This window comes from Streptomyces sp. NPDC054757 (assembly GCF_053612185.1).
This window is the reverse complement of the sequence record NZ_JBSHBW010000046.1, coordinates 11,863-31,691: the sequence shown is the minus strand read 5'-3', so window position 1 is coordinate 31,691 and position 19,829 is coordinate 11,863. Positions and strand designations below refer to the sequence as shown.

Genomic DNA, 19,829 nt, shown 5'->3' with positions numbered 1-19,829 from the left:
TGAAGAAAGGCCCGGTCTGGCAGGACAGGGCGACGGGCTGGGTGAAGCCCTCCGGAGACTGTAAATCGCTGATCGATGATCGATCAAAGGGTAGAAGGAAAAATCTTTCCGTAACGTAAAAAGTCGGCATGCGGTGTCAGCAATGGGGGCACCCGGTGCCGCGAAAAGGGGCTCTGATCAGGCCCGCGGTGCACATCCGAGCACATGGTCCTTCACCAGAGGGCCGATCTGCGGGTCCCTCCGCCGGAACGCCTCGACCAGCTCCTCGTGCTCCTCCGCGTAGGACTTCTGCACCGTCCCCAGCCAGCGGATGGAGAGCGTGGTGAACACCTCGATGCCCAGCGACTCCCAGGTGTGCATCAGCACGCTGTTCCCGGCCGCCCGTACCAGCTCCCTGTGGAAGGCCACGGTGTGCCTGACCTGGGCGGCGCTGTCCTTCACCTGGTCGGCCCGGTAGAGCGCGGCCACCGAGGGCTCCAGGACGGAGACATCGGCGGCCAGCCGGTCGACGGCCAGTTCGGCGGCGATCTGCTCCAGACCGGCCCGGACGGGGTAGCTCTCCTCCAGGTCGGCCGCGGTCAGATTCCGTACGCGTACGCCCTTGTTGGGGGCCGACTCGATGAGCCGCAGCGACTCCAGCTCCCGCAGGGCCTCACGGACCGGCGTCTGGCTCACCTCCAACTCGACGGCGATCCGCCGCTCCACGATCCGTTCGCCCGGCTGCCACCGGCCGCGGACGATGCCCTCCACGATGTGCTCGCGAATCTGCTCGCGCAGGGAGTGGATGACGGGCGGCGTCATGGTGAGCTCCTTCGGACCGTATGGGTCTGGGCGGGGACGGTCGCACGGGCCCAGGGGCCTTTCGTCCGGCCCAGGCCCCCCAAGACAATACGGCGGCGCCCCCGTCCGGAAGGAGTCCGGACAGGGGCGCCGCAGGTGAGGCTGGTTACAGGCCGAGCTCGACCTCGAACTCGCCGGCCTCCAGGATCGCCTTGACCGTCGTCAGGTAACGGGCCGCGTCGGCGCCGTCCACCAGGCGGTGGTCGTAGGAGAGAGCCAGGTACGTCATGTCGCGGACGCCGATGACGGTGCCCTCGGCGGTCTCGATGACGGCCGGACGCTTCACGGTCGCGCCGATGCCCAGGATGGCGACCTGGTTCGGCGGGACGATGACCGTGTCGAACAGCGCACCGCGCGAACCGGTGTTGCTGATCGTGAAGGTCGCACCGGACAGCTCGTCCGGGCTGATCTTGCTGGACCGGACCTTGCCCGCCAGCTCCGCGGTCTTCTTCGAGATACCGGCCAGGTTGAGGTTGCCCGCGTCCTTGATGACCGGGGTCATCAGGCCCTTCTCGGAGTCCACCGCGATACCGATGTGCTCGGTGTCGAAGTAGCTGACCGTGCCCTCGTCCTCATTGATCCGGGCGTTGACGACCGGGTGGGCCTTCAGCGCCTGGGCGGCGGCCTTGACGAAGAACGGCATCGGGGACAGCTTGACGCCCTCACGGGCGGCGAAGGCGTCCTTGGCCTGGTTGCGCAGCTTCATCAGCTTGGTGATGTCCACCTCGACCACGGTGGTCAGCTGGGCCTGGCTGTGCAGCGCCTTCATCATGTTGTCGCCGATGACCTTGCGCATCCGGGTCATCTTGACGGTCTGGCCGCGCAGCGGGGACGCCTCGAGCTTGGGCGCCTTGGCGGCGGCCGGAGCCGGGGACGGCGCCGGGGAGGCGGCCTTGGCGGCCTCCGCGGCGGTGATGACGTCCTGCTTGCGGATACGGCCACCGACGCCGGTGCCCTTGACCGAACCCAGCTCGACACCGTTCTCGGCGGCGAGCTTGCGGACCAGCGGGGTCACATAGGCGCCGTCGTCACCGGAGGTCGCGGCGGGCGCCGGGGCCGGGGTGACGGGGGCCGGAGCCGGCGACGCGGCCGGAGCGGGCGCCGGTGCCGCCGGGGCGGCGGGAGCGGCCGGGGCCTGCTGGGCGGGCGCCGGAGCCGGGGCGGCCGGAGCCGGAGCCGCGGCGGGAGCCGGTGCCGGAGCGGCAGGGGCAGCCGGAGCGGCCGGAGCCGGGGCCTGCTCGGCGGGGGCCGGTGCCGGGGCGGCAGGCGCCGCGGCCGGGGCCGCACCCTTCGCACCGACGACGGCGAGCCTGGCGCCGACCTCGGCGGTCTCGTCCTCGCCGACCAGGATCTCCAGCAGGGTGCCCGCGACGGGCGACGGGATCTCGGTGTCGACCTTGTCGGTCGAGACCTCCAGCAGCGGCTCGTCCTCGGCGACGTCGTCGCCGACTTCCTTCAGCCAGCGGGTGACGGTGCCCTCGGTGACGCTCTCGCCGAGCGCGGGCAGGGTGACGTCCGTGCCCTCGGCGGAACCGCCGGCGGCGGGCGCCTCGGCGGCCGGAGCCTCGGCCGCGGGTGCCGGGGCGGGGGCCTCGGCGGCGGGCGCGGGCGCCTCGGCGGCAGGGGCCTCCTCGGCGGCCGGGGCGGCGGCGGGCGCGCCCGTACCGTCGTCGATGACGGCCAGCTCGGCGCCGACCTCGACGGTCTCGTCCTCGGCGACCTTGATGGAGGCCAGCACACCGGCGGCCGGAGCCGGGATCTCGGTGTCGACCTTGTCGGTCGAGACTTCGAGCAGCGGCTCGTCGGCCTCGACGCGCTCACCCTCGGCCTTGAGCCAGCGGGTGACGGTGCCCTCGGTGACGCTCTCGCCGAGCGCCGGCAGGGTTACGGAAACCGACATGGTTTCAGTTGCTCCTAACGGAAAGTGAAGTGGTCGTCGCGGCCCAGGGACTCAGTGCCCGGGAGGGGCTGCTAGTCGTGGGCGTGCAGGGGCTTGCCCGCGAGGGCCAGATGGGCCTCGCCGAGCGCCTCGTTCTGCGTCGGGTGCGCGTGGATGAGCTGCGCGACCTCGGCCGGCAGAGCTTCCCAGTTGTAGATCAGCTGGGCTTCGCCGACCTGCTCGCCCATCCGGTCACCGACCATGTGGACGCCGACGACGGCACCGTCCTTGACCTGGACGAGCTTGATCTCGCCCGCGGTCTTCAGGATCTTGCTCCTGCCGTTGCCCGCGAGGCTGTACTTGAGTGCGACGACCTTGTCCGCGCCGTACACCTCCTTGGCCTTGGCCTCGGAGAGCCCCACCGACGCGACCTCGGGGTGGCAGTACGTCACCTTCGGCACACCGTCGTAGTCGATCGGCACGGTCTTCAGACCGGCCAGCCGCTCCGCGACGAGGATGCCCTCGGCGAAGCCGACGTGCGCGAGCTGGAGGGTCGGGACCAGGTCACCGACGGCCGAGATCGTCTCGACGTTCGTCCGCATGTACTCGTCGACCAGGACATAGCCCCGGTCCATCGAGACGCCCTGCTCCTCGTAACCGAGGCCCTGCGAGACCGGTCCGCGGCCGATGGCCACGAGCAGCACCTCGGCCTCGAACTCCTTGCCGTCGGCCAGCGTGACCTTGACACCCTTCTCGGTGTACTCGGCCTTGTCGAAGAAGGTGCCCAGGTTGAACTTGATACCGCGCTTGCGGAACGCGCGCTCAAGCAGCTTCGAGCTGTTCTCGTCCTCGACCGGCACCAGGTGCTTCAGCCCCTCGACGACGGTCACCTCGGTGCCGAAGGACTTCCACGCCGAGGCGAACTCGACGCCGATGACGCCGCCGCCCAGGATGATCGCGGACTCCGGGACCCGGTCCAGCGTCAGGGCGTGGTCGGAGGAGATGATGCGGTTGCCGTCGATCTCCAGGCCGGGCAGCGACTTCGGTACGGAGCCGGTGGCCAGGAGGATGTGGCGGCCCTGGACGCGCTTGCCGTCCACATCGACGGAGGTGGGGGACGAGAGACGCCCCTCACCCTCGATGTAGGTCACCTTGCGGGAGGCGACCAGTCCCTGAAGGCCCTTGTAGAGGCCCGCGACCACGTCGTCCTTGTACTTGTGCACCCCGGCGATGTCGATACCGTTGAAGGTGGCCTTGACCCCGAACTGCTCGCTCTCGCGCGCCTGGTCGGCGATCTCGCCGGCGTGCAGCAGGGCCTTGGTGGGGATGCAGCCGTTGTGCAGGCAGGTGCCGCCCAGCTTGTTCTTCTCGATCAGGGCGACGTCGAGACCAAGCTGCGCCCCGCGCAGCGCCGCGGCGTAACCGCCGCTACCGCCGCCGAGAATCACTAGGTCGAAAACGGTGCTGGCGTCGTTCGCCACGTCACGTCCTCCATGCATGGTGCGCCGGTGCCGGTCTTCCCTGACCGGGCGGCGGCGGGTGTACGGCCGCTTCTGTTCGGCCCTGTGGTGGGGGCCCTGTCCTGCCGAAGACCCATCTTCGCACTTGTCGGCCGCCGACGGGACGCCGGGCCGTAGTGCGGTACGTCCCATCCGCCGTCCGGGCCCCTCACCCGGGCGTACACACGTACGGATTTCGTTCAGGGCGAACACCGGCAAAGGCAGGGCAAAGCCGTACGGCCCCGGGCCGGGGAGCCGGGGGCCGTACGGGAGGAGCGGTGGTGCCGGTCAGCCGAGGTCGCCGTCGGCGGTGCGCTCCGCGAGGCGCACCAGGGTACGGATCGCCGATCCCGTGCCGCCCTTGGGGGTGTACCCGAAGGGGCCCGCCTCGTTGAAGGCCGGACCCGCGATGTCGAGGTGGGCCCAGGTGATGCCCTCGCCGACGAACTCCTTCAGGAAGAGACCCGCGACCAGGCCGCCGCCCATCCGCTCGCCCATGTTGGCGATGTCGGCGGTGGGGGAGTCCATGCCCTTGCGCAGGTCGGCCGGGAGCGGCATCGGCCAGGACGGCTCGCCGACCTCCTCCGCGATCTCGTGCAGCTCGGTACGGAAGGCGTCGTCGTTGGACATGATGCCGAAGGTGCGGCTGCCCAGCGCCATCATCATCGCGCCGGTCAGCGTCGCCACGTCGACGATCGCGTCGGGGGCGTCCTCGGACGCCTTCGCGATCGCGTCGGCCAGCACCAGCCGGCCCTCGGCGTCGGTGTTGAGGACCTCGACGGTCTTGCCGCTGTACATCTTCAGCACGTCACCCGGGCGGGTGGCCGAGCCGGACGGCATGTTCTCGGCGAGCGCCAGCCAGCCGGTGACGTTGACCCGCAGGCCGAGCCGGGCCGCGGAGACGACGGCGGCGAACACGGCGGCGGCGCCCGCCATGTCGCACTTCATCGTCTCGTTGTGGCCGGCCGGCTTGAGCGAGATGCCGCCCGAGTCGTAGGTGATGCCCTTGCCGACGAAGGCGAGCGACTTCTCCGCCTTGGAGTGGGTGTACGAGAGCTTCACCAGCCGCGGCGGGGCCTCCGAACCGACACCGACGCCGAGGATGCCGCCGAAGCCGCCCTTGGTGAGCGCCTTCTCGTCGAGCACCTGCACCTTGATGCCGTGCTCCTTGCCGGCCGCGGTGGCGACAGCGGCGAAGGCCGCCGGGTTCAGCTCGTTCGGTGGGGTGTTGACCAGGTCGCGGGCGCGGTTGATCTCCTCGGCGACGGCCAGGGCGCGCTCGGCTGCGGCCTTGTGCGCCTTGTCCCGCGGCTTGGCGCCCAGCAGGGCGGCCTCACCGAGCGGACCCTTGGCGTCCTTGGGGACGGCCTGGAACGCGGTGAAGGCGTACGCCCCGAGCAGCGCGCCCTCGCCGATCGCCTGGACGTCCTCGGCGGAGGCGACGGGCAGCGCGAAGGCGGCCTTCTTGGCACCGGCCAGCACCCGGGCGGCGACACCGGCCGCGCGGCGCAGCGTCTCCTCGGCGTACTCGCCGTCCCCGGCGTCCGTCTTGTCCGGTACGGCGCCGAGCCCGACGGCCAGGACGACCGGGGCCTTGAGACCGGCGGGGGCGGGGACCTTGATGGCCTCGCCCTCGGCGCCGGTGGCACCGAGGGTGTCCAGAACGCCGGCGAGCTTCCCGCCGAACGCCTTGTCCACGGCTTCGGCGCCGGGTGCGACCACGGGGCCCTTGGCGCCCTTCGCCACGCCTACGACGACGGCGTCGGCGCGCAGCGTCGCGGCGCCGGCCGTGCTGAGAGTGAGAGCAGTCACGGTGGTGAAATCTCGCTTCCGTTGAGTGTGTCGGTGGCCGGTGGATGGGGCCGCCCCGCCGCAGAGCCTACGCTCGGTGACGGAAATCGCCCACGCGGGCCGCTTATTAGACAGAGCGGTAAACACGGCGGGGACCGCGGGGCCGCTCGCGCTACCCGAACGTCAGCACCACCAGGGCCGCCGTCCCCGCCGTCTCGGCCAGCGCCCCGAAGACATCACCGGTCACCCCGCCGAACCGGTGTACGCAGTGCCGCAGCAGGAGTTGGGCCGCGCCGAGCGCCAGCAGCACCGCCAGCGCCTGGCGCAGTGCGCCGTACGTCCCGAGGCACGCGCCCGCCGCCGCGCACCCCGCGATGACGGCAACGGCCGTACCCAGCGCGGCCCCTGCGGGCACGGCCCCGGCCACCGCGGCGCCCAGGCCGTCCGGGCGTGCGGCCGGGACGCCCCTGCGGCAGGCGAGGGTGAGCGCCAGCCGGGCGGTGAGCGCGCAGACGACCGCGCCGACCGCTCCGTACGCCCAGCCCTCCCCGTACAGCCGGGCCAGCGCCGCGATCTGGGCGAGCAGGACGAGGACCAGGGCCACCACACCGAACGGCCCGATGTCCGACTGCTTCATGATGCGCAGCGCGTCATCGGCGGGCTTCGCGCTGCCCAGCCCGTCGGCGACGTCCGCGAGGCCGTCCAGATGCAGACCGCGGGTGAGGGCCGCGGGGACGGCCGTGCTCACCACGGCGGCCAGCAGCGGCCCGGGGCCGAGCAGCAGCACCGGTACGCCCAGCGCCGCCGCGCACACCCCCACGACCAGCCCGGCAAGCGGGGCGCAGAGCATGCCCGAGCGGGCCGCTGTGCGGTCCCAGCGCGTGACACGGACCGGGAGGACCGTGAGCGTGCCGAAGGCGAAACGTATGCCGTCCATGGCGCGCAGGTTATCCGCTGCCGGGGGCGGATAAGTGGGGATAAGTTACGTACAACAGCCGGAAAGGGAAGCGGGTGACATGGGTCACTGGTGGGCGCGGAACATCGTGGAACCGGGCAAGCTCCCGCTGACGCTGGCGCTCTTCTCCTTCATCCTGTCCTTCGTGGTGGTGCGGTCCATCGCCCGGCTGATCCGCGCGGGCCGCGGCCCGTTCCGCAATGTGACACCCGGCGGTCTGCACATCCACCATGTGGTGCCCGGCGTCGTCCTGGTGGTCATCGGCGGCTTCGGTGCGGTGTCCAGCGGCCGGTACGGGGTGGGCGCCGCGGTCTGCGCGGTCCTGTTCGGCACCGGCGCGGGCCTGGTGCTCGACGAGTTCGCCCTGCTGCTCCATCTCGCCGATGTGTACTGGAGCGAGGAGGGCCGCAAGAGCATCGAGGTCGTGGTGCTCACCGCCGCCCTGGTGGGGCTCGTCCTGGGCGGCTTCCTGCCGTTCGGGGTCAATGAGCTCTCGCCCCAGGAGGCCCGGGGCCGGGGCCTGTTCGCGGGGGACGCAGCGCTCAACTTCCTGTTCGCGATCGTCGCGCTGAGCAAGGGGAAGCCCAGGACCGCCCTGATCGGCGCCGTGGTCCCGTTCGTCGCTCTGGTCGGCGCCGTCCGCCTGGCCCGGCCGGTCTCCCTGTGGGCCAGGCGGTTCTACCGCCGCAGATACCGGACCCGCGCGCGGGCGATCCGGCGCGCCTACCGTCACGACAGACGCTGGGCGGGCCCCCGGCGCCGGCTCGGGGAGTTCATCGGCGGCGCCCCCGACCCGGGGCGGAGCGCGCTGCCCGGGGGCGACGGCGGACCGCCCCGCTGAGACCGGCGGTCCCGCCAGGCCGTCAGGGCGCAGAGCGCCAGCGCCGCCAGGATCGCCGCCAGATGCTCCTTGCCCGCCAGGTTGTCCTTGAGTACCAGTTCCAGGACCATCCCCACGATCACCGCACCGGCCGTCCACCGGGCGCCGAGACGCCAGCAGACATAGACGGCGAGACCGACCACGGCGGCCGACGGGCCGGTGTCGACGATCAGCGCGTCCGACGCCTTCACACCGAAGGGGCTGCCCGGCCCCAGCGAGATCGCGACGCGGGCGTACAGCGTCCCGGCGAGCGTGGTGACGTACGAGATCAGCAGCGTCCGCCGCCAGCCGATGCAGATCTCCGCGATACCGAACACCAGGAGCACCTGGATCAGGGCGCCCCAGACCGGCAGGTCCAGCGCCGGAACGAACAACGAGAGGGGGGTGCGCAGCAGCGCCACCCAGAGCGGATCCGTCGCCCGTACGAACCCGACGTCGGTCACCGGACCCAGCCCCCACGACTGGTTCTGCACGATCTGGAAGCACGCGGTCAGGGCGACGGCACTGAGCGTCAGCGGGACGGCACGCCACTTCCTGGCGACGAGCGCCGTCCGTACGGCGGTGAACAGCGGCCCCCACTCGCGGCGGGCCGCGGTGCGCAGGGCGCGGCGGTTCACCGTCTGGTCCCGAGCGGCTTGCGGTGCAGCCACCCGGGCAGCCCCGGGGCCTCCAGGAAGCCCTCGGCGCGCGCCGAGGCGACGGCGATGCGCAGCAGGTCCGCGCTCTTCTCGAACAGCATGAATCGGGGCTCCCAGATCGGCCGGTACTTGGCGTTGGCGCGGTACAGCGACTCGATCTGCCACCACCGTGAGAAGAAGGTGAGGAAGGAGCGCCAGAGCCTCAGTACGGGGCCGGCCCCCAGCTTCGAGCCACGTTCGAAGACCGATCTGAACATCGCGAAGTTGAGCGAGAGCTGAGTGATCCCGATCTCCTTCGCCCGCCGCAGGAGTTCGATGATCATGAACTCCATCAGTCCGTTCTCCGCCTCCCGGTCACGGCGCATCAGATCCAGCGAGAGCCCTTCGGGGCCCCACGGGGCGAAACTCAGCACGGCGCGCAACTCGCCTTCGCCGTCCCGGCATTCGAGCATCATGCAGCGCCCGTCCGCCGGATCGCCGAGCCGTCCGAGCGCCATCGAGAACCCCCGCTCGGTGGCGCCGTCGCGCCAGTCGTCCGCCCGGCGCACCAGATACTCCATCTCGGCCCCGGGGATCTCCTCGTGGCGGCGGATCCGGACCGTGTACCCGGCGCGCTGCACCCGCTTGTACGCCTGGCGGACGGTCCGCATGGCCCGGCCCTCCAGGGTGAACTCCGCGGTGTCGACGATCGCTTCGTCACCGAACTCCAGCGCGTCGAGACCGTGCCGGGCGTAGACGGTGCCCGCCTCCTCGCTCGCCCCCATCACCGCGGGCAGCCAGCCGTGCTCGCGCGCCTCGGCCAGCCACGGTTCGATCGCTCCCGGCCACGCCTCCGGGTCGCCGATCGGGTCACCGGATGCCAGCGATACGCCGCCCAGCACCCGGTAGGCGACGGCGGCCTTGCCCGTGGGGGACCAGACGACGCTCTTGTCGCGGCGCAGCGCGAAGTAGCCGAGCGAGTCGCGTTCGCCGTGCTTGTCGAGGAGGGTGCGCAGCCGCTCCTCGTCGTCCGGGGTGATCCGGTCGACGGCGCGCCGGGAGCGGAAGGCGGCGAAGAGCACCGCGAGGAGCAGCACCGTGGAGAGCACGTTGATGAAGACGTCCACCCAGGAGGGGGTCCGGATGCCCGGGATGACGGCGTCGCCGGGGACCAGCGAGACCAGCCGCGTCACGCCGTACCGCCAGCGGTCCAGGAACGTCGAACGTGAGGTGTCGTGGGCCGTGTTGGTGAGCGTGACCAGCAGCGTGGCCAGCAGTGAGCAGACCAGCAGCCCGCCCACGGCCACGGCGGCGGCCAGCTTCGGGTTGGAGCGGTCGCCCTTGGCGTAGTACTCCCGCCGGCCGATCAGCAGCGACGCCACGAAGGCCGCGGTCAGGATCAGCGAGATCCAGTTCTGGGCGTACCTGCGGAACTCCGGGAAGCACATCGCCAGGACCAGCACCAGCAGGAAGAGTCCGCTCATCACGAGGTTGAGCAGCCAGGCGGCCCGCTTGCGGCGGCGCATGGTGATCGCCAGGAAGAGGCTGAAGGCGCCCGAAGCGAAGCCCGCGGTGAGCAGATAGGGCGTGAAGAAGTACTCGGTGTTGTGCCGCCGCAGATCCTGGCCGAGGGAGACCCATACGGCGCCCAGCAGGTTGATGAACGTCACGGCGCGCAGGTACCAGACCGTGAACGCGGCGCAGCGGCGCGACCTGAGCGAGGTCAGGGCGGTGCTCCCGGCAGATGTACGGACTTCTCCCATGAAACGCGATGATATGGGGCGCCGCGTGTCCTGCCGGGACCTGCTGGGACCGGCGGCAGGCCGCCGGTCCCGGTGCTACTCCCCACTGTCTCCCGCGGAGGGCCCCGGCACCATCGAAGTCACGTCATTCCGGCCCGCGTTCGGTGTGTTTCCGGCCGGATCCTCTGTACCGGATGCGTCTTCGGCGGCGGTCGCGGCACTCCCGGCGTCCACGGCGTGCGCGGCGTCCGCGGCGGAGCCGGTGCCGTCCGTCCCGGTGGCGTCGGCGCCCCCGTCCGTCCCGGCGGTCGGGTCCGCCTCTCCGGACCCGTCCGCGCGCTCCGGCAGCTCCGCCGCCAGCGCCGCAGCGGCCTGCACGAACGGCAGCGCCAGCAGTGCCCCCGTCCCCTCGCCGACCGTCACACCGTGGTCGAGCAGCGGGGTGAGCGCCATCCGGTCCAGCGCCTTCGCCTGGGCCGGTTCACCGCTGACCTGGCCCGCCAGCCAGGACTCCGGGGCGCGGAAGGCGGCCCGCTGGCCCACCAGCGCACAGGCGGCCGAGACCACACCGTCGAGGATCACCGGCAGCCGACGTACCGAGCACTGGAGCAGGAACCCGGTCATCGCGGCCAGATCCGCGCCGCCCACCGCGGCGAGCAGCTCCAGCTGGTCGCCGAGGACCGGGCGGGCCCGGCGCAGCGCGTCCCTGACCGCCGCGCACTTGCGCATCCAGACGAGATCGTCGATGAGCGCTCCGCCGCGCCCGGTGACGACCGAGGCGTCCGTGCCGCAGAGCGCGGCGATCAGGGTCGCGGCGGCCGTGGTGCCGCCGACGCTCAGATCGCCGAGCACGACCAGATCCGTTCCCGAGTCGGCCTCCTCGTCGGCGATGGCCATGCCGAGACGTACGGCCTGCTCGGCCTCGTCGAGGGTGAGGGCGTCCTCGATGTCGATCCGCCCGGTGCCACGCCGCACCCGGTGCCGTACGACCTCGTCGGGCAGCAGCGCGGGGTCGCAGTCGAGACCGGCGTCGACGATCCGCACGGGCAGCCCCTGCCTGCGGGCCAGCACGGCCACCGGGCTCTCCCCGTCCAGCACGGCCCGCACCAGCAGATGCGCGCTCCCGGCCGGCCGCGCCGAGACCCCGAGGCCGGCCACACCGTGATCGCCCGCGAACAGCACCACACGGACGTGGTCGACGGGCCTGACCGGCACCGCGGACTGCGCGGCCGAGAGCCACTCGCCCAGCTCGTCGAGCCGGCCCAGCGCGCCGGGCGGGACGGCCAGCCGCTCCCGTCGTTCCTCGGCTTCACGCCGTACGCCGCTGTCGGGGCGTTCGATCAGATCGGAGAAGTCGTCGAGATTCAGCGCGCTCATTCGCCGAACAGTACCGGCAGCCCCGCCGGACGGGTGCCGTGCGGGCCCCGCATTCCTCCGTCGGCACCCCTCCACCGGGCGGATCGCCGGGCCGTGGCGTTCAGGCCCGCACCACGATCGCCTGTCCCGCGACCACCAGGAGGACGTGTTCGCACTCGGCGGCGAAGGCCGCGTTCAGCCGGCCGAGTTCGTCGCGGAACCGCCGGCCCGACGCGGTCGCGGGCACCACCCCGGAGCCCACCTCGTTGCTGACGGCGACGACCATCCGCCCGGTGGCCCTGACCGCGCCGACCAGCTCGTTCACCCGGTCGCGCAGGGCCCGCTCGCCGCCGTCCGCCCACCGCTCGTCGTCCCAGGCGCCCACCCGGTCCATCGCGTCGGTCAGCCACAGCGACAGACAGTCGATCAGCAGCGGCGGCCCGTCGTCCGCCAGCAGCGGCACCAGTTCGCAGGTCTCCTCCGTACGCCAGGAGCCCGGCCTGCGCTCCCGGTGCAGCCCCACCCGGGACGCCCACTCGGCGTCGCCGTCACGGCTGCCGCCGGTCGCCACGTACACGACACCGGGAAAGCCCTCCAGACGCCGTTCGGCCTCCACCGACTTCCCCGAGCGGGCCCCGCCGAGCACCAGGGTGCGGCGCGGCAGATCGGGCACCGCGTGGTACTCGCCGACGAGCAGTGTCGTGCCGTCCGGCACCGCGCGGGCGCCCGCGGCGGCCAGCCGTCTGGACAGCTCGGGGCCGGGCGGCACCTCATGTCCGATGTGCACGGCGACCAGGTCGGTGGTGCCGTCGACGGCCCCGGTCGCGCGCAGCCTGGCCAGGGCGTCCGGCCGCCCGACGACATCGGCCAGCACCATGTCGTACGGCGCGGGCCCGTCGTCCGGGAGCCCGGCCGGTGAGCCGCCGGGCGGCAGATACAGCAGCCGGTCGCCCTCCGGCGACGTCACCTCGTACCCCGTCCCGGGCGAGTCCATCGGCACCGCCCGCACCCGGTGCCCGCTGAGCAGCGTCAGCACCCGCCCGTCCGCCACCCGCCCGGCCTGCGGCAGCCCGGCCGGCAGCTCCACCGGCGGTCCGCCGTGCGGATGGGTCAGCAGCACCTGGCGTACACCGGCCAACGAGTGTCCGGCGCGTGCGGCGGCCAGCGCGGCCCCCGGAGTGAGATCGAGCAGGAGGACGCCGTCGACGAGCAGCGCGGTCGCCGCCCGCGCCCGGTCGCCCCTGGCGGCCGCGCAGACGGCGCACGGACAGTCGGGGCGGGGGAGTCCTTCGGGGGCACCGGTGCCGAGGAGAGTGAGTTCCACGAGAAGATCCTCCCGCGCCGCCGCTCCCGGTGCTCGCCCGGCTACGCTGCCAGCAGGCCGTGGGCCCGCGGGGGAGACCCGTACGGGACCGGGACCGGCCGAAGACAGCGTGGCATCAGCGTGGCATCCAGGAGGCGGACATGGCATGGACGTGGCGGTTCGAGAAGTCCGACGGTACGGAGACCGAGCCGGCGGTGGCGCCCGACGAGTTCACCACGCAGGGTGATGCGGAGTCCTGGGTCGGCGAGGTGTGGAAGGAGCTCGCCGACGGTGGCGCCGACCAGGTGACGCTCTTCGAGGACGGGGCCAGGATCTACGGTCCGATGAGTCTGCACGCGCAGGACGTGGCGGGCGACGCGGACGCGGCCGGTCCGGCCGACCCTGCCTGAAGCGCGCTCCGGCGGCGGTGGTGGGGGCGGCGCCCTTACGGGTCCCGCTCCCGCCCACTCCTGCGGGGCCTGGCCGCAGGGCGGCCGGGCCCCGCGCCCCGCTCCGAGCCCGGCCCGGCCCTACATCGTGCCGAGCGTGACCTCCGCCGACTTCGTCCTGCCGTCGCGCTCGTAACCGACCTTGACCTTCTGCCCCGGCTTGTACGAAGCGAGCGCCTCGGAGAGCGCGGTCAGCGACTTGACCGGCGTGGAGGCCACCCGGACGACGACGTCCCCGGTCCGCAGTCCGGCGGCGCTCGCAGCGCCGCCCTTGGTGAGGGAGACCACCGCGACCCCGGCGGGCTGGAAGTTGGCGCCCACGACGGTGCGCCCGGTGATCCCCAGTGCGGCCCGGCCCGAGTTGGTGACCTTGCCGTTCTTGATGATCTGGTCCGCGATGTTGGTCACCATCGACGCGGGGATCGCGAAGCCGATACCGGGTGCGGCGCCGTTGCCCAGCTGCGGGTCGGTCGCCGCCAGGGTGGGGATGCCGATGACCTTCCCGTCCAGGCCGACCAGTGCGCCGCCGCTGTTGCCGGGGTTGATCGCCGCCGATGTCTGCACCATGTTCCCGATGGTCGCCCCGGTGCCGCCGCCCGAACTGCCCTCGCTGACGGTGCGTCCGGTGGCCGACACGATCCCCTGGGTGACGCTGCTGGAGAGTCCGAGCGGCGAGCCGAGCGCCAGCACGATCTTCCCCATGTCGACCTTGGACGACCGGCTGAAGGAGGCGGCCTTCAGCCCGGACGGCACCTTGTCGAGCTTGATGACCGCCAGATCCTGGGCCGGGTAGCTGGAGACGAGCCGGGCGTGCAGCTGGCCGCCGCCGGTGGCCGATGTGACCTTGAACTGCTTGCCCTTGCCCACCACATGGGCGTTGGTGACGATGTCGCCCTTGCTGTCGTAGACGATGCCCGAACCGAGGTCCTTGCCCGACTCGATCTGGACGACCGACGGCAGGACGTTCTTGATCACCTGCTCGTAGTTGCTCTGCAGGGCGTCCCCACCGGTGGCCGGATCGGCGGCGGCCCGGGAGTCGGCGGCGGGCGATGAGGAGGGACCGGAGACGGCGTCGGGGGCGGACGGAGAACCGGAACCTGAGCAGCCGCCCACCAGGGCGACGCCACAGATTCCTGCGGTCAGTGGCAGCAACAGCCGGTGCGCACGGCTATGGACACGGCCACGGGTACGGGAGGAATCCATGTCCGTAGTGTCGCTTTCGGCAACCGGGGTCTGCCTGCGGTGCGCCGCCGATCAGGGGAAACCGATCAGGGGAAACCGGCCAGAGGAAACCGGTCAGGGGCAACGATCAGGAGAAGGCGCCGCAGGGCAGCCCCGTACACCGAAGGGCATCAGCCCCGTACCCCGAAGGCGTCAGCCCCGTACACCGCACAGATGGAGCAGCGCCGCCACGCTCTTGTACGGCTCGGTGCGCCCGGCGCGGTCCTCGGCCGCCAGCAGCTGGTCCAGCTCATGGGCGGACGGCAGCTCCTCGTCGTTGCCCACGTTGTCCGTGAAGACCCGGACCCCGTACCAGGCGTGCAGGGGGGCGGCGATCCCCGCCAGCGTGGCGGTGACCGCTTCGAGCCGGTCGGCGCGCACGGTGAGGCCGAGCCTGTTCTCGTACGTGGCGCTGTCGAAGGCGGCCAGCGCGGTGGGCCAGTCACCGGCCATCCCGGGCCGCATGGCCAGCGCGTCGGCGTTCCGTACGAGCAGCGAGAGCAGCCCGCCGGGTGCCAGCATCCGGGCGAGGCCGGCCAGCATCGCGTCCGGCTCCTGGACGTACATCAGGACGCCGTGGCAGAGCACCACGTCGAAGCTGCCGGGCAGGAAGTGCGCACCGGTCTCCCGGCCGTCGCCGTCCAGCAGCCGCATCCGCTCACGGATGCCCTCGGGCTCGGTGGCCAGTGCGTCACGTGCCACCTTGAGCATCGCGGGGTCGGACTCCATACCGGTCACCGTGTGGCCGGCGCGCGCCAGGCGCAGGGCCTGGGTGCCCTGCCCCGTCCCGACATCGAGGATCCGCAGCCGCTGCCCCACCGGGAATCGCGCCGCGAGCTGTTCGTCGAGCTGACGCGCGACGAGCTCCTGGCGGACGGTGTTGCGCAGCCCTCCCAGGCCCTTCAGCCATGCGGCCGAAGCGCCGTCGAACCCCGAGATGCCCGTGCTCAGGGCCGCTCTCCGCGCTTGACCTGCGGCTTCGGCAGGCGCATCCGGCGCATCTGGAGCGTACGCATCAGACCGTAGGCCAGGGCGCCGCCCTTGGGCTCGTTCGGGAAGCGCTCGTTCATCTGCTTCCGCATCCGGAACCAGATGCCGGCCGAGTCGATGATGATCAGCACGATCACGATCAGCCAGAGGAAGAGCGCGATGCTCTGGACACCCGGCAGCTGGATGACGCTCAGTACCAGGATGACCACCGCGAGCGGCAGGAAGAACTCGGCGAGGCACCAGCGCGAGTCCACGTAGTCCCGCGCGAAGCGGCGGACCGGGCCCTTGTCCCGGGCCGGCAGATAACGCTCGTCACCGCTGGCGAGGGCCTCACGCTGCCTCGCCATGTCCGCGCGGCGGGCATCGCGCTGACGCCTGGATGCCTCCTTGCGGTCGGTCGTGGGAGTGACCGCGCGGCGTCGCTGGGACTGCGCCTCATTCCGCTTCGGGGTGGGGCGACCTTTGGGGGCCTGCGGGTCGCGGGGCTGCTTGGAGAGGTCCGGCGTCACCTTGGCGGTGCGGGCCTTCTCTTCATTGGCGCGGCTTCGGAACACAAAACCCAAGGGTACGGGGTGCTGTGCGGGGCAACAGGACCGAGGGGGAACGATCGCGCAACGGTCTGCCGGGCCCGCGCGGGCCTCCGCGCCGTTTACGCCGGTTCTCGGGGCCCTCCCGGGGGTGCTCCTACTCCCTGCGCGGGAGCGGAACCGCCTCAGCTCGTCCTGGAGGAGGAGCGCATCCGTCCCCGAACAGTGCGGTAATGGACGCAGGCCCCGTAGTGTGGGTTCAAGTGCTGGAGCTGAAGTCCGTCAGAAGGGGGCGCGCGAAGCCCATGAGCGGTGTCATGAAGCGTATGGGAATGATCTTCCGCGCGAAGGCCAACAAGGCCCTGGACCGGGCCGAGGATCCGCGCGAGACCCTCGATTACTCGTACCAGAAGCAGCTCGAACTGCTCCAGAAGGTACGCCGTGGGGTCGCCGACGTGGCGACCTCGCGCAAGCGTCTCGAACTGCAGCTCAACCAGTTGCAGGGGCAGTCCACCAAGCTGGAGGACCAGGGGCGCAAGGCCCTCGCGCTGGGCCGTGAGGACCTGGCGAGGGAGGCGCTGTCGCGTCGTGCCGCGCTGCAGCAGCAGGTCACCGACCTGGAGACGCAGCACCAGACGCTGCAGGGCGAGGAGGAGAAGCTCACGCTCGCCGCCCAGCGTCTGCAGGCCAAGGTCGACGCCTTCCGTACGAAGAAGGAGACCATCAAGGCCACCTACACGGCGGCCCAGGCGCAGACCCGGATCGCCGAGTCCTTCTCGGGGATCTCCGAGGAGATGGGCGACGTCGGCCAGGCCATCGCACGGGCCGAGGACAAGACGGCCCAGCTGCAGGCCAGGGCGGGCGCGATCGACGAGCTGCTCGCGTCGGGCGCCCTGGACGACCAGTCCGGTATGGGCAAGGACGACATCTCCGCCGAGCTGGACCGGATCTCCGGTGGTACGGATGTGGAGCTGGAACTGCAGCGCATGAAGGCCGAGCTGGCCGGCGGGTCCTCCGGGTCCCAGCAGGCCATCGAGGGCAGTGAGCCGCAGGACAGGCCCCATCCGAATCTGGACAAGCAGTAGGGACGCGTCATGATCGTACGGATCATGGGTGAAGGCCAGATGGAGCTGGCCGACAGCCACCTCACCGAGCTCAACAAGCTGGACGACGAACTGCTCGTCGAGGTGCAGGGCGGCGACGAAGCGGGCTTCCGTCGCACACTCCACGCCCTGCTCGACAAGGTCAGGGAGCTGGGAACCCCGCTTCCCGACGACTCCCTGGCCCCTTCGGAGCTGATCCTGCCGCCCGCCGACGCGACCCTCGCGGACGTCAGGGACATGCTCAACGACGACGGTCTGATCCCTGGCTGAGCGGCTTCCTGGCTGATCGGCCTCTCGACTGAACGGCCTCCAGGCTGAACTGCTCCCCGGCTGACCGGCCCGGCCGCACGGCCCAGCACTTCCTCCCCGGCGCCCCGTCCCGTACCGCCCCCTCCGGCCGAGGGGAAGGTACGGGACGGGGCGCCGGGCTGTGTCCCGCCGTACGGCCTGGGGCGTACGGCACGCGTACTGGTGGGACCCACTCCGCACCGGGACGGGCCGGTCTCCCGCGCCGCGTCCCCGCGCCCCCGCGCGCTCGCGCAGGCGGGGCTCCCGTGCACCGGCGAGGTCCGGTCCGTGCACGCCGTACCGTTGCTGGACGTGACCCCACCGTCGACCCCGTCGAGAGCCGCCGCCCGCTACACCCGGACCGGCGACTGGCTGCGCGCCCATCCGACGGCGCTCGACGCCGTGCTGGCGCTGGCCGTGCTCGTCTGCATGATCACCGGTTCGTTCGCCGACACCGGCGGTCCCGAAGGGCCGACGTTCGGTGACAGAAGCCCCGAGCTGCGCAGCGTCGTCCTGATGGTGGTGGGCGCCGCCGCCCTGGTGCTGCGGCGGCGGCGCCCGATGGCGGTGCTCGCGGTGACCGGCGCGGTCACCATGGTCGAACTGATCGCGGGGGAGCCGCCCGCGCCGGTGGCGATGAGCGCGGTCATCGCGCTCTACACCGTCGCATCGCGCACCGACCGGCCCACCACCTGGCGGGTCGGGCTTGTGACGATGGCCGTGCTGACGGCGTCGGCGATGTGCTTCAGCCGGACTCCCTGGTACTCGCAGGAGAACCTGGGGATCTTCGCGTGGACCGGGATGGCGTCGGCGGCGGGCGACGCGGTACGCAGCCGCCGCGCGTTCGTCGACGCCATCCGGGAGCGCGCCGAGCGGGCGGAGCGCACCCGCGACGAGGAGGCAAGACGCCGGGTCGCCGAGGAGCGGCTGCGGATCGCCCGTGACCTCCACGACGTCGTCGCCCACCACATCGCCCTGGTCAACGTCCAGGCCGGGGTGGCGGCCCATGTCATGGACAAGCGCCCCGACCAGGCCAAGGAGGCGCTCGGGCACGTACGGGAGGCCAGCCGCTCCGCGCTCAACGAACTGCGTGCCACGGTCGGCCTGCTGCGCCAGTCCGGAGACCCGGAGGCGCCCACCGAACCGGCGCCCGGCCTCGCCGTCCTGGACCATCTCGTCGACACCTTCCGCAACGCCGGACTCCCGGTCGAGGTGGCCTGCGACCCCGGGCAGACCGCCATGCCCGCCGCCGTCGACCTGGCCGCGTACCGGATCATCCAGGAGGCACTGACCAATGTGCGCAAGCACGCGGGGCCCGGCGCGCGGGCCGAGGTCAGCGTGGTGCGGGTGGGCCCGGCCGTGGAGGTCACCGTCCTGGACGACGGTGCGGGCAGGAACGACGGTGCGGGCAGGAACGACGGGGCGGGCCGGGGCGACGATGAGGGCCGGGACGGCGCCGCCGGGCCGGAGGCCACCGGAGACGGCGCGGTGGCGGACGGCGGGGGCCACGGCCTGACCGGGATGCGGGAGCGGGCGGCCGCGCTGCGCGGCTCCTGCTCGGCGGGGCCCCGCCACGGCGGCGGCTTCCGCGTACAGGCGATACTGCCGGTCACGGCCGGAGCGGGGGAGGACGCATGACGATCAGGGTGTTGCTCGCCGACGACCAGGCGCTGCTGCGCAGCGCGTTCCGGGTGCTGGTGGACTCGGAGCCCGACATGGAGGTCGTCGGGGAGGCGGCGGACGGCGCGCAGGCGGTGGCACTCGCCCGCACCCGGGCCCCCGACGTCGTCCTGATGGACATCCGGATGCCCGGCACCGACGGACTCGCCGCCACCCGCCTGATCAGCAGCGACCCCGAACTCGCCGCCGTACACGTGGTGATGCTCACGACGTTCGAGGTGGACGAGTACGTGGTCCAGTCCCTGCGGGCCGGTGCGTCCGGATTCCTCGGCAAGGGCGCGGAGCCGGACGAACTGCTCAACGCGATCCGTATCGCGGCGGCCGGCGAGGCGCTGCTCTCCCCGGTGGCCACCAAGGGGCTCATCGCGCGATTCCTCGCGCAGGGCGGCAGTTCGGACGGATCGGCCCCCGAGGCGTACGCGGGACGGCTCGCCGCGCTCACCGTCCGCGAGCGGGAGGTCCTCGTCCAGGTCGGCGGCGGCCACTCCAACGACGAGATCGCCGAGCGGCTGGCCGTCAGCCCGCTCACCGTCAAGACGCATGTGAACCGTGCGATGGCGAAGCTCGGGGCCCGCGACCGGGCCCAATTGGTGGTAATCGCCTACGAATCGGGCCTGGTCCACCCGAGGGCGTAGCGGCGGCATACTCCAGCTGCGGTATGCGCCGGATAAGTAAGGCACTTGGGAGCGACGAATCCGGCCCGCCGGAT

18 protein-coding genes are annotated in these 19,829 nt (G+C 72.1%); 6 read left to right on the top strand and 12 right to left on the bottom strand.

Going from position 1 to position 19,829, the window contains the following annotated elements:
* Nucleotides 1-177 precede the first annotated feature (177 nt).
* The 5 genes from ACWGKJ_RS33120 to ACWGKJ_RS33100 all read right to left on the bottom strand — a co-directional run bounded on the left by ACWGKJ_RS33120 (nucleotide 178) and on the right by ACWGKJ_RS33100 (nucleotide 6,946).
* On the bottom strand, nucleotides 178-801 hold the full coding sequence (locus ACWGKJ_RS33120; RefSeq protein ID WP_385026641.1) for a GntR family transcriptional regulator: 624 nt from the start codon (nucleotides 799-801) through the stop codon (nucleotides 178-180).
* Between the two features lie 145 nt (nucleotides 802-946).
* Complete coding sequence (sucB, locus tag ACWGKJ_RS33115) at nucleotides 947-2,740, bottom strand: 2-oxoglutarate dehydrogenase, E2 component, dihydrolipoamide succinyltransferase (protein ID WP_453315891.1); 1,794 nt, start codon at nucleotides 2,738-2,740, stop codon at nucleotides 947-949.
* A 71-nt stretch (nucleotides 2,741-2,811) separates the two neighbouring features.
* Nucleotides 2,812-4,200, bottom strand: a complete 1,389-nt coding sequence (gene lpdA / locus ACWGKJ_RS33110; protein ID WP_385026647.1) for a dihydrolipoyl dehydrogenase — start codon at nucleotides 4,198-4,200, stop codon at nucleotides 2,812-2,814.
* Nucleotides 4,201-4,506: 306 nt separating this feature from the next.
* Nucleotides 4,507-6,030, bottom strand: coding sequence for a leucyl aminopeptidase (locus tag ACWGKJ_RS33105; RefSeq protein WP_385026650.1), 1,524 nt, complete (start codon nucleotides 6,028-6,030; stop codon nucleotides 4,507-4,509).
* Nucleotides 6,031-6,181: 151 nt separating this feature from the next.
* Nucleotides 6,182-6,946 (bottom strand): adenosylcobinamide-GDP ribazoletransferase, encoded by a 765-nt coding sequence (locus ACWGKJ_RS33100; protein WP_385026653.1) that lies wholly within the window; start codon nucleotides 6,944-6,946, stop codon nucleotides 6,182-6,184.
* 79 nt (nucleotides 6,947-7,025) lie between these two features.
* On the opposite strand from ACWGKJ_RS33100, the gene ACWGKJ_RS33095 reads away from it, so the two are divergent.
* Nucleotides 7,026-7,805: a hypothetical protein gene (locus ACWGKJ_RS33095; RefSeq protein ID WP_385026656.1), complete on the top strand. Its 780-nt coding sequence runs from the start codon at nucleotides 7,026-7,028 to the stop codon at nucleotides 7,803-7,805.
* Here the strand turns inward: ACWGKJ_RS33095 and ACWGKJ_RS33090 are convergent.
* The 4 genes from ACWGKJ_RS33090 to ACWGKJ_RS33075 all read right to left on the bottom strand — a co-directional run bounded on the left by ACWGKJ_RS33090 (nucleotide 7,694) and on the right by ACWGKJ_RS33075 (nucleotide 12,883).
* Complete coding sequence (locus tag ACWGKJ_RS33090; RefSeq protein WP_385026659.1) at nucleotides 7,694-8,461, bottom strand: hypothetical protein; 768 nt, start codon at nucleotides 8,459-8,461, stop codon at nucleotides 7,694-7,696. The two genes, ACWGKJ_RS33095 and ACWGKJ_RS33090, sit on opposite strands and share 112 nt — an antisense overlap.
* Entirely contained in the window at nucleotides 8,458-10,224 is a 1,767-nt protein-coding gene (locus ACWGKJ_RS33085) for a phosphatidylglycerol lysyltransferase domain-containing protein (RefSeq protein WP_385026662.1), read from the bottom strand. Before ACWGKJ_RS33085 ends, ACWGKJ_RS33090 begins: the two co-directional genes overlap by 4 nt.
* A 75-nt stretch (nucleotides 10,225-10,299) precedes the next feature.
* Nucleotides 10,300-11,580, bottom strand: coding sequence for a nicotinate-nucleotide--dimethylbenzimidazole phosphoribosyltransferase (cobT, locus tag ACWGKJ_RS33080; protein ID WP_385026665.1), 1,281 nt, complete (start codon nucleotides 11,578-11,580; stop codon nucleotides 10,300-10,302).
* A 100-nt stretch (nucleotides 11,581-11,680) separates the two neighbouring features.
* Nucleotides 11,681-12,883, bottom strand: coding sequence for a bifunctional adenosylcobinamide kinase/adenosylcobinamide-phosphate guanylyltransferase (locus ACWGKJ_RS33075; RefSeq protein WP_385026668.1), 1,203 nt, complete (start codon nucleotides 12,881-12,883; stop codon nucleotides 11,681-11,683).
* Between the two features lie 140 nt (nucleotides 12,884-13,023).
* Between ACWGKJ_RS33075 and ACWGKJ_RS33070 the strand changes: the two genes are divergently transcribed.
* A complete protein-coding gene (locus tag ACWGKJ_RS33070; protein ID WP_385026671.1) occupies nucleotides 13,024-13,272 on the top strand; it encodes a hypothetical protein in 249 nt (82 codons plus the stop codon).
* 120 nt (nucleotides 13,273-13,392) lie between these two features.
* On the opposite strand, the gene ACWGKJ_RS33065 is transcribed toward ACWGKJ_RS33070, so the two are convergent.
* The 3 genes from ACWGKJ_RS33065 to ACWGKJ_RS33055 form a co-directional block, all read right to left on the bottom strand.
* Nucleotides 13,393-14,514, bottom strand: coding sequence for a S1C family serine protease (locus ACWGKJ_RS33065; protein WP_385026674.1), 1,122 nt, complete (start codon nucleotides 14,512-14,514; stop codon nucleotides 13,393-13,395).
* A gap of 171 nt (nucleotides 14,515-14,685) precedes the next feature.
* Nucleotides 14,686-15,420 (bottom strand): methyltransferase domain-containing protein, encoded by a 735-nt coding sequence (locus tag ACWGKJ_RS33060; RefSeq protein ID WP_385026700.1) that lies wholly within the window; start codon nucleotides 15,418-15,420, stop codon nucleotides 14,686-14,688.
* A gap of 59 nt (nucleotides 15,421-15,479) precedes the next feature.
* Complete coding sequence (locus ACWGKJ_RS33055; RefSeq protein ID WP_385026677.1) at nucleotides 15,480-16,076, bottom strand: DUF3043 domain-containing protein; 597 nt, start codon at nucleotides 16,074-16,076, stop codon at nucleotides 15,480-15,482.
* 278 nt (nucleotides 16,077-16,354) lie between these two features.
* Here ACWGKJ_RS33055 and ACWGKJ_RS33050 point away from each other — a divergent pair, with 278 nt between their 5' ends.
* From ACWGKJ_RS33050 to ACWGKJ_RS33035, 4 genes are all read left to right on the top strand, one after another.
* Nucleotides 16,355-17,134 carry a PspA/IM30 family protein gene (locus ACWGKJ_RS33050; protein ID WP_164264226.1) on the top strand — a complete coding sequence of 260 codons (780 nt, stop codon included), beginning with the start codon at nucleotides 16,355-16,357 and terminating at the stop codon, nucleotides 17,132-17,134.
* A gap of 9 nt (nucleotides 17,135-17,143) precedes the next feature.
* Nucleotides 17,144-17,422: a PspA-associated protein PspAA gene (gene pspAA / locus ACWGKJ_RS33045; RefSeq protein ID WP_385026681.1), complete on the top strand. Its 279-nt coding sequence runs from the start codon at nucleotides 17,144-17,146 to the stop codon at nucleotides 17,420-17,422.
* Between the two features lie 321 nt (nucleotides 17,423-17,743).
* Entirely contained in the window at nucleotides 17,744-19,078 is a 1,335-nt protein-coding gene (locus tag ACWGKJ_RS33040; RefSeq protein ID WP_385026703.1) for a sensor histidine kinase, read from the top strand.
* The gene (locus ACWGKJ_RS33035; protein WP_385026684.1) at nucleotides 19,075-19,755 is read left to right on the top strand and encodes a response regulator transcription factor; all 681 of its coding nucleotides are present in this window, start codon (nucleotides 19,075-19,077) and stop codon (nucleotides 19,753-19,755) included. The genes ACWGKJ_RS33040 and ACWGKJ_RS33035 overlap by 4 nt, the downstream gene beginning before the upstream one ends.
* Nucleotides 19,756-19,829 lie beyond the last annotated feature (74 nt).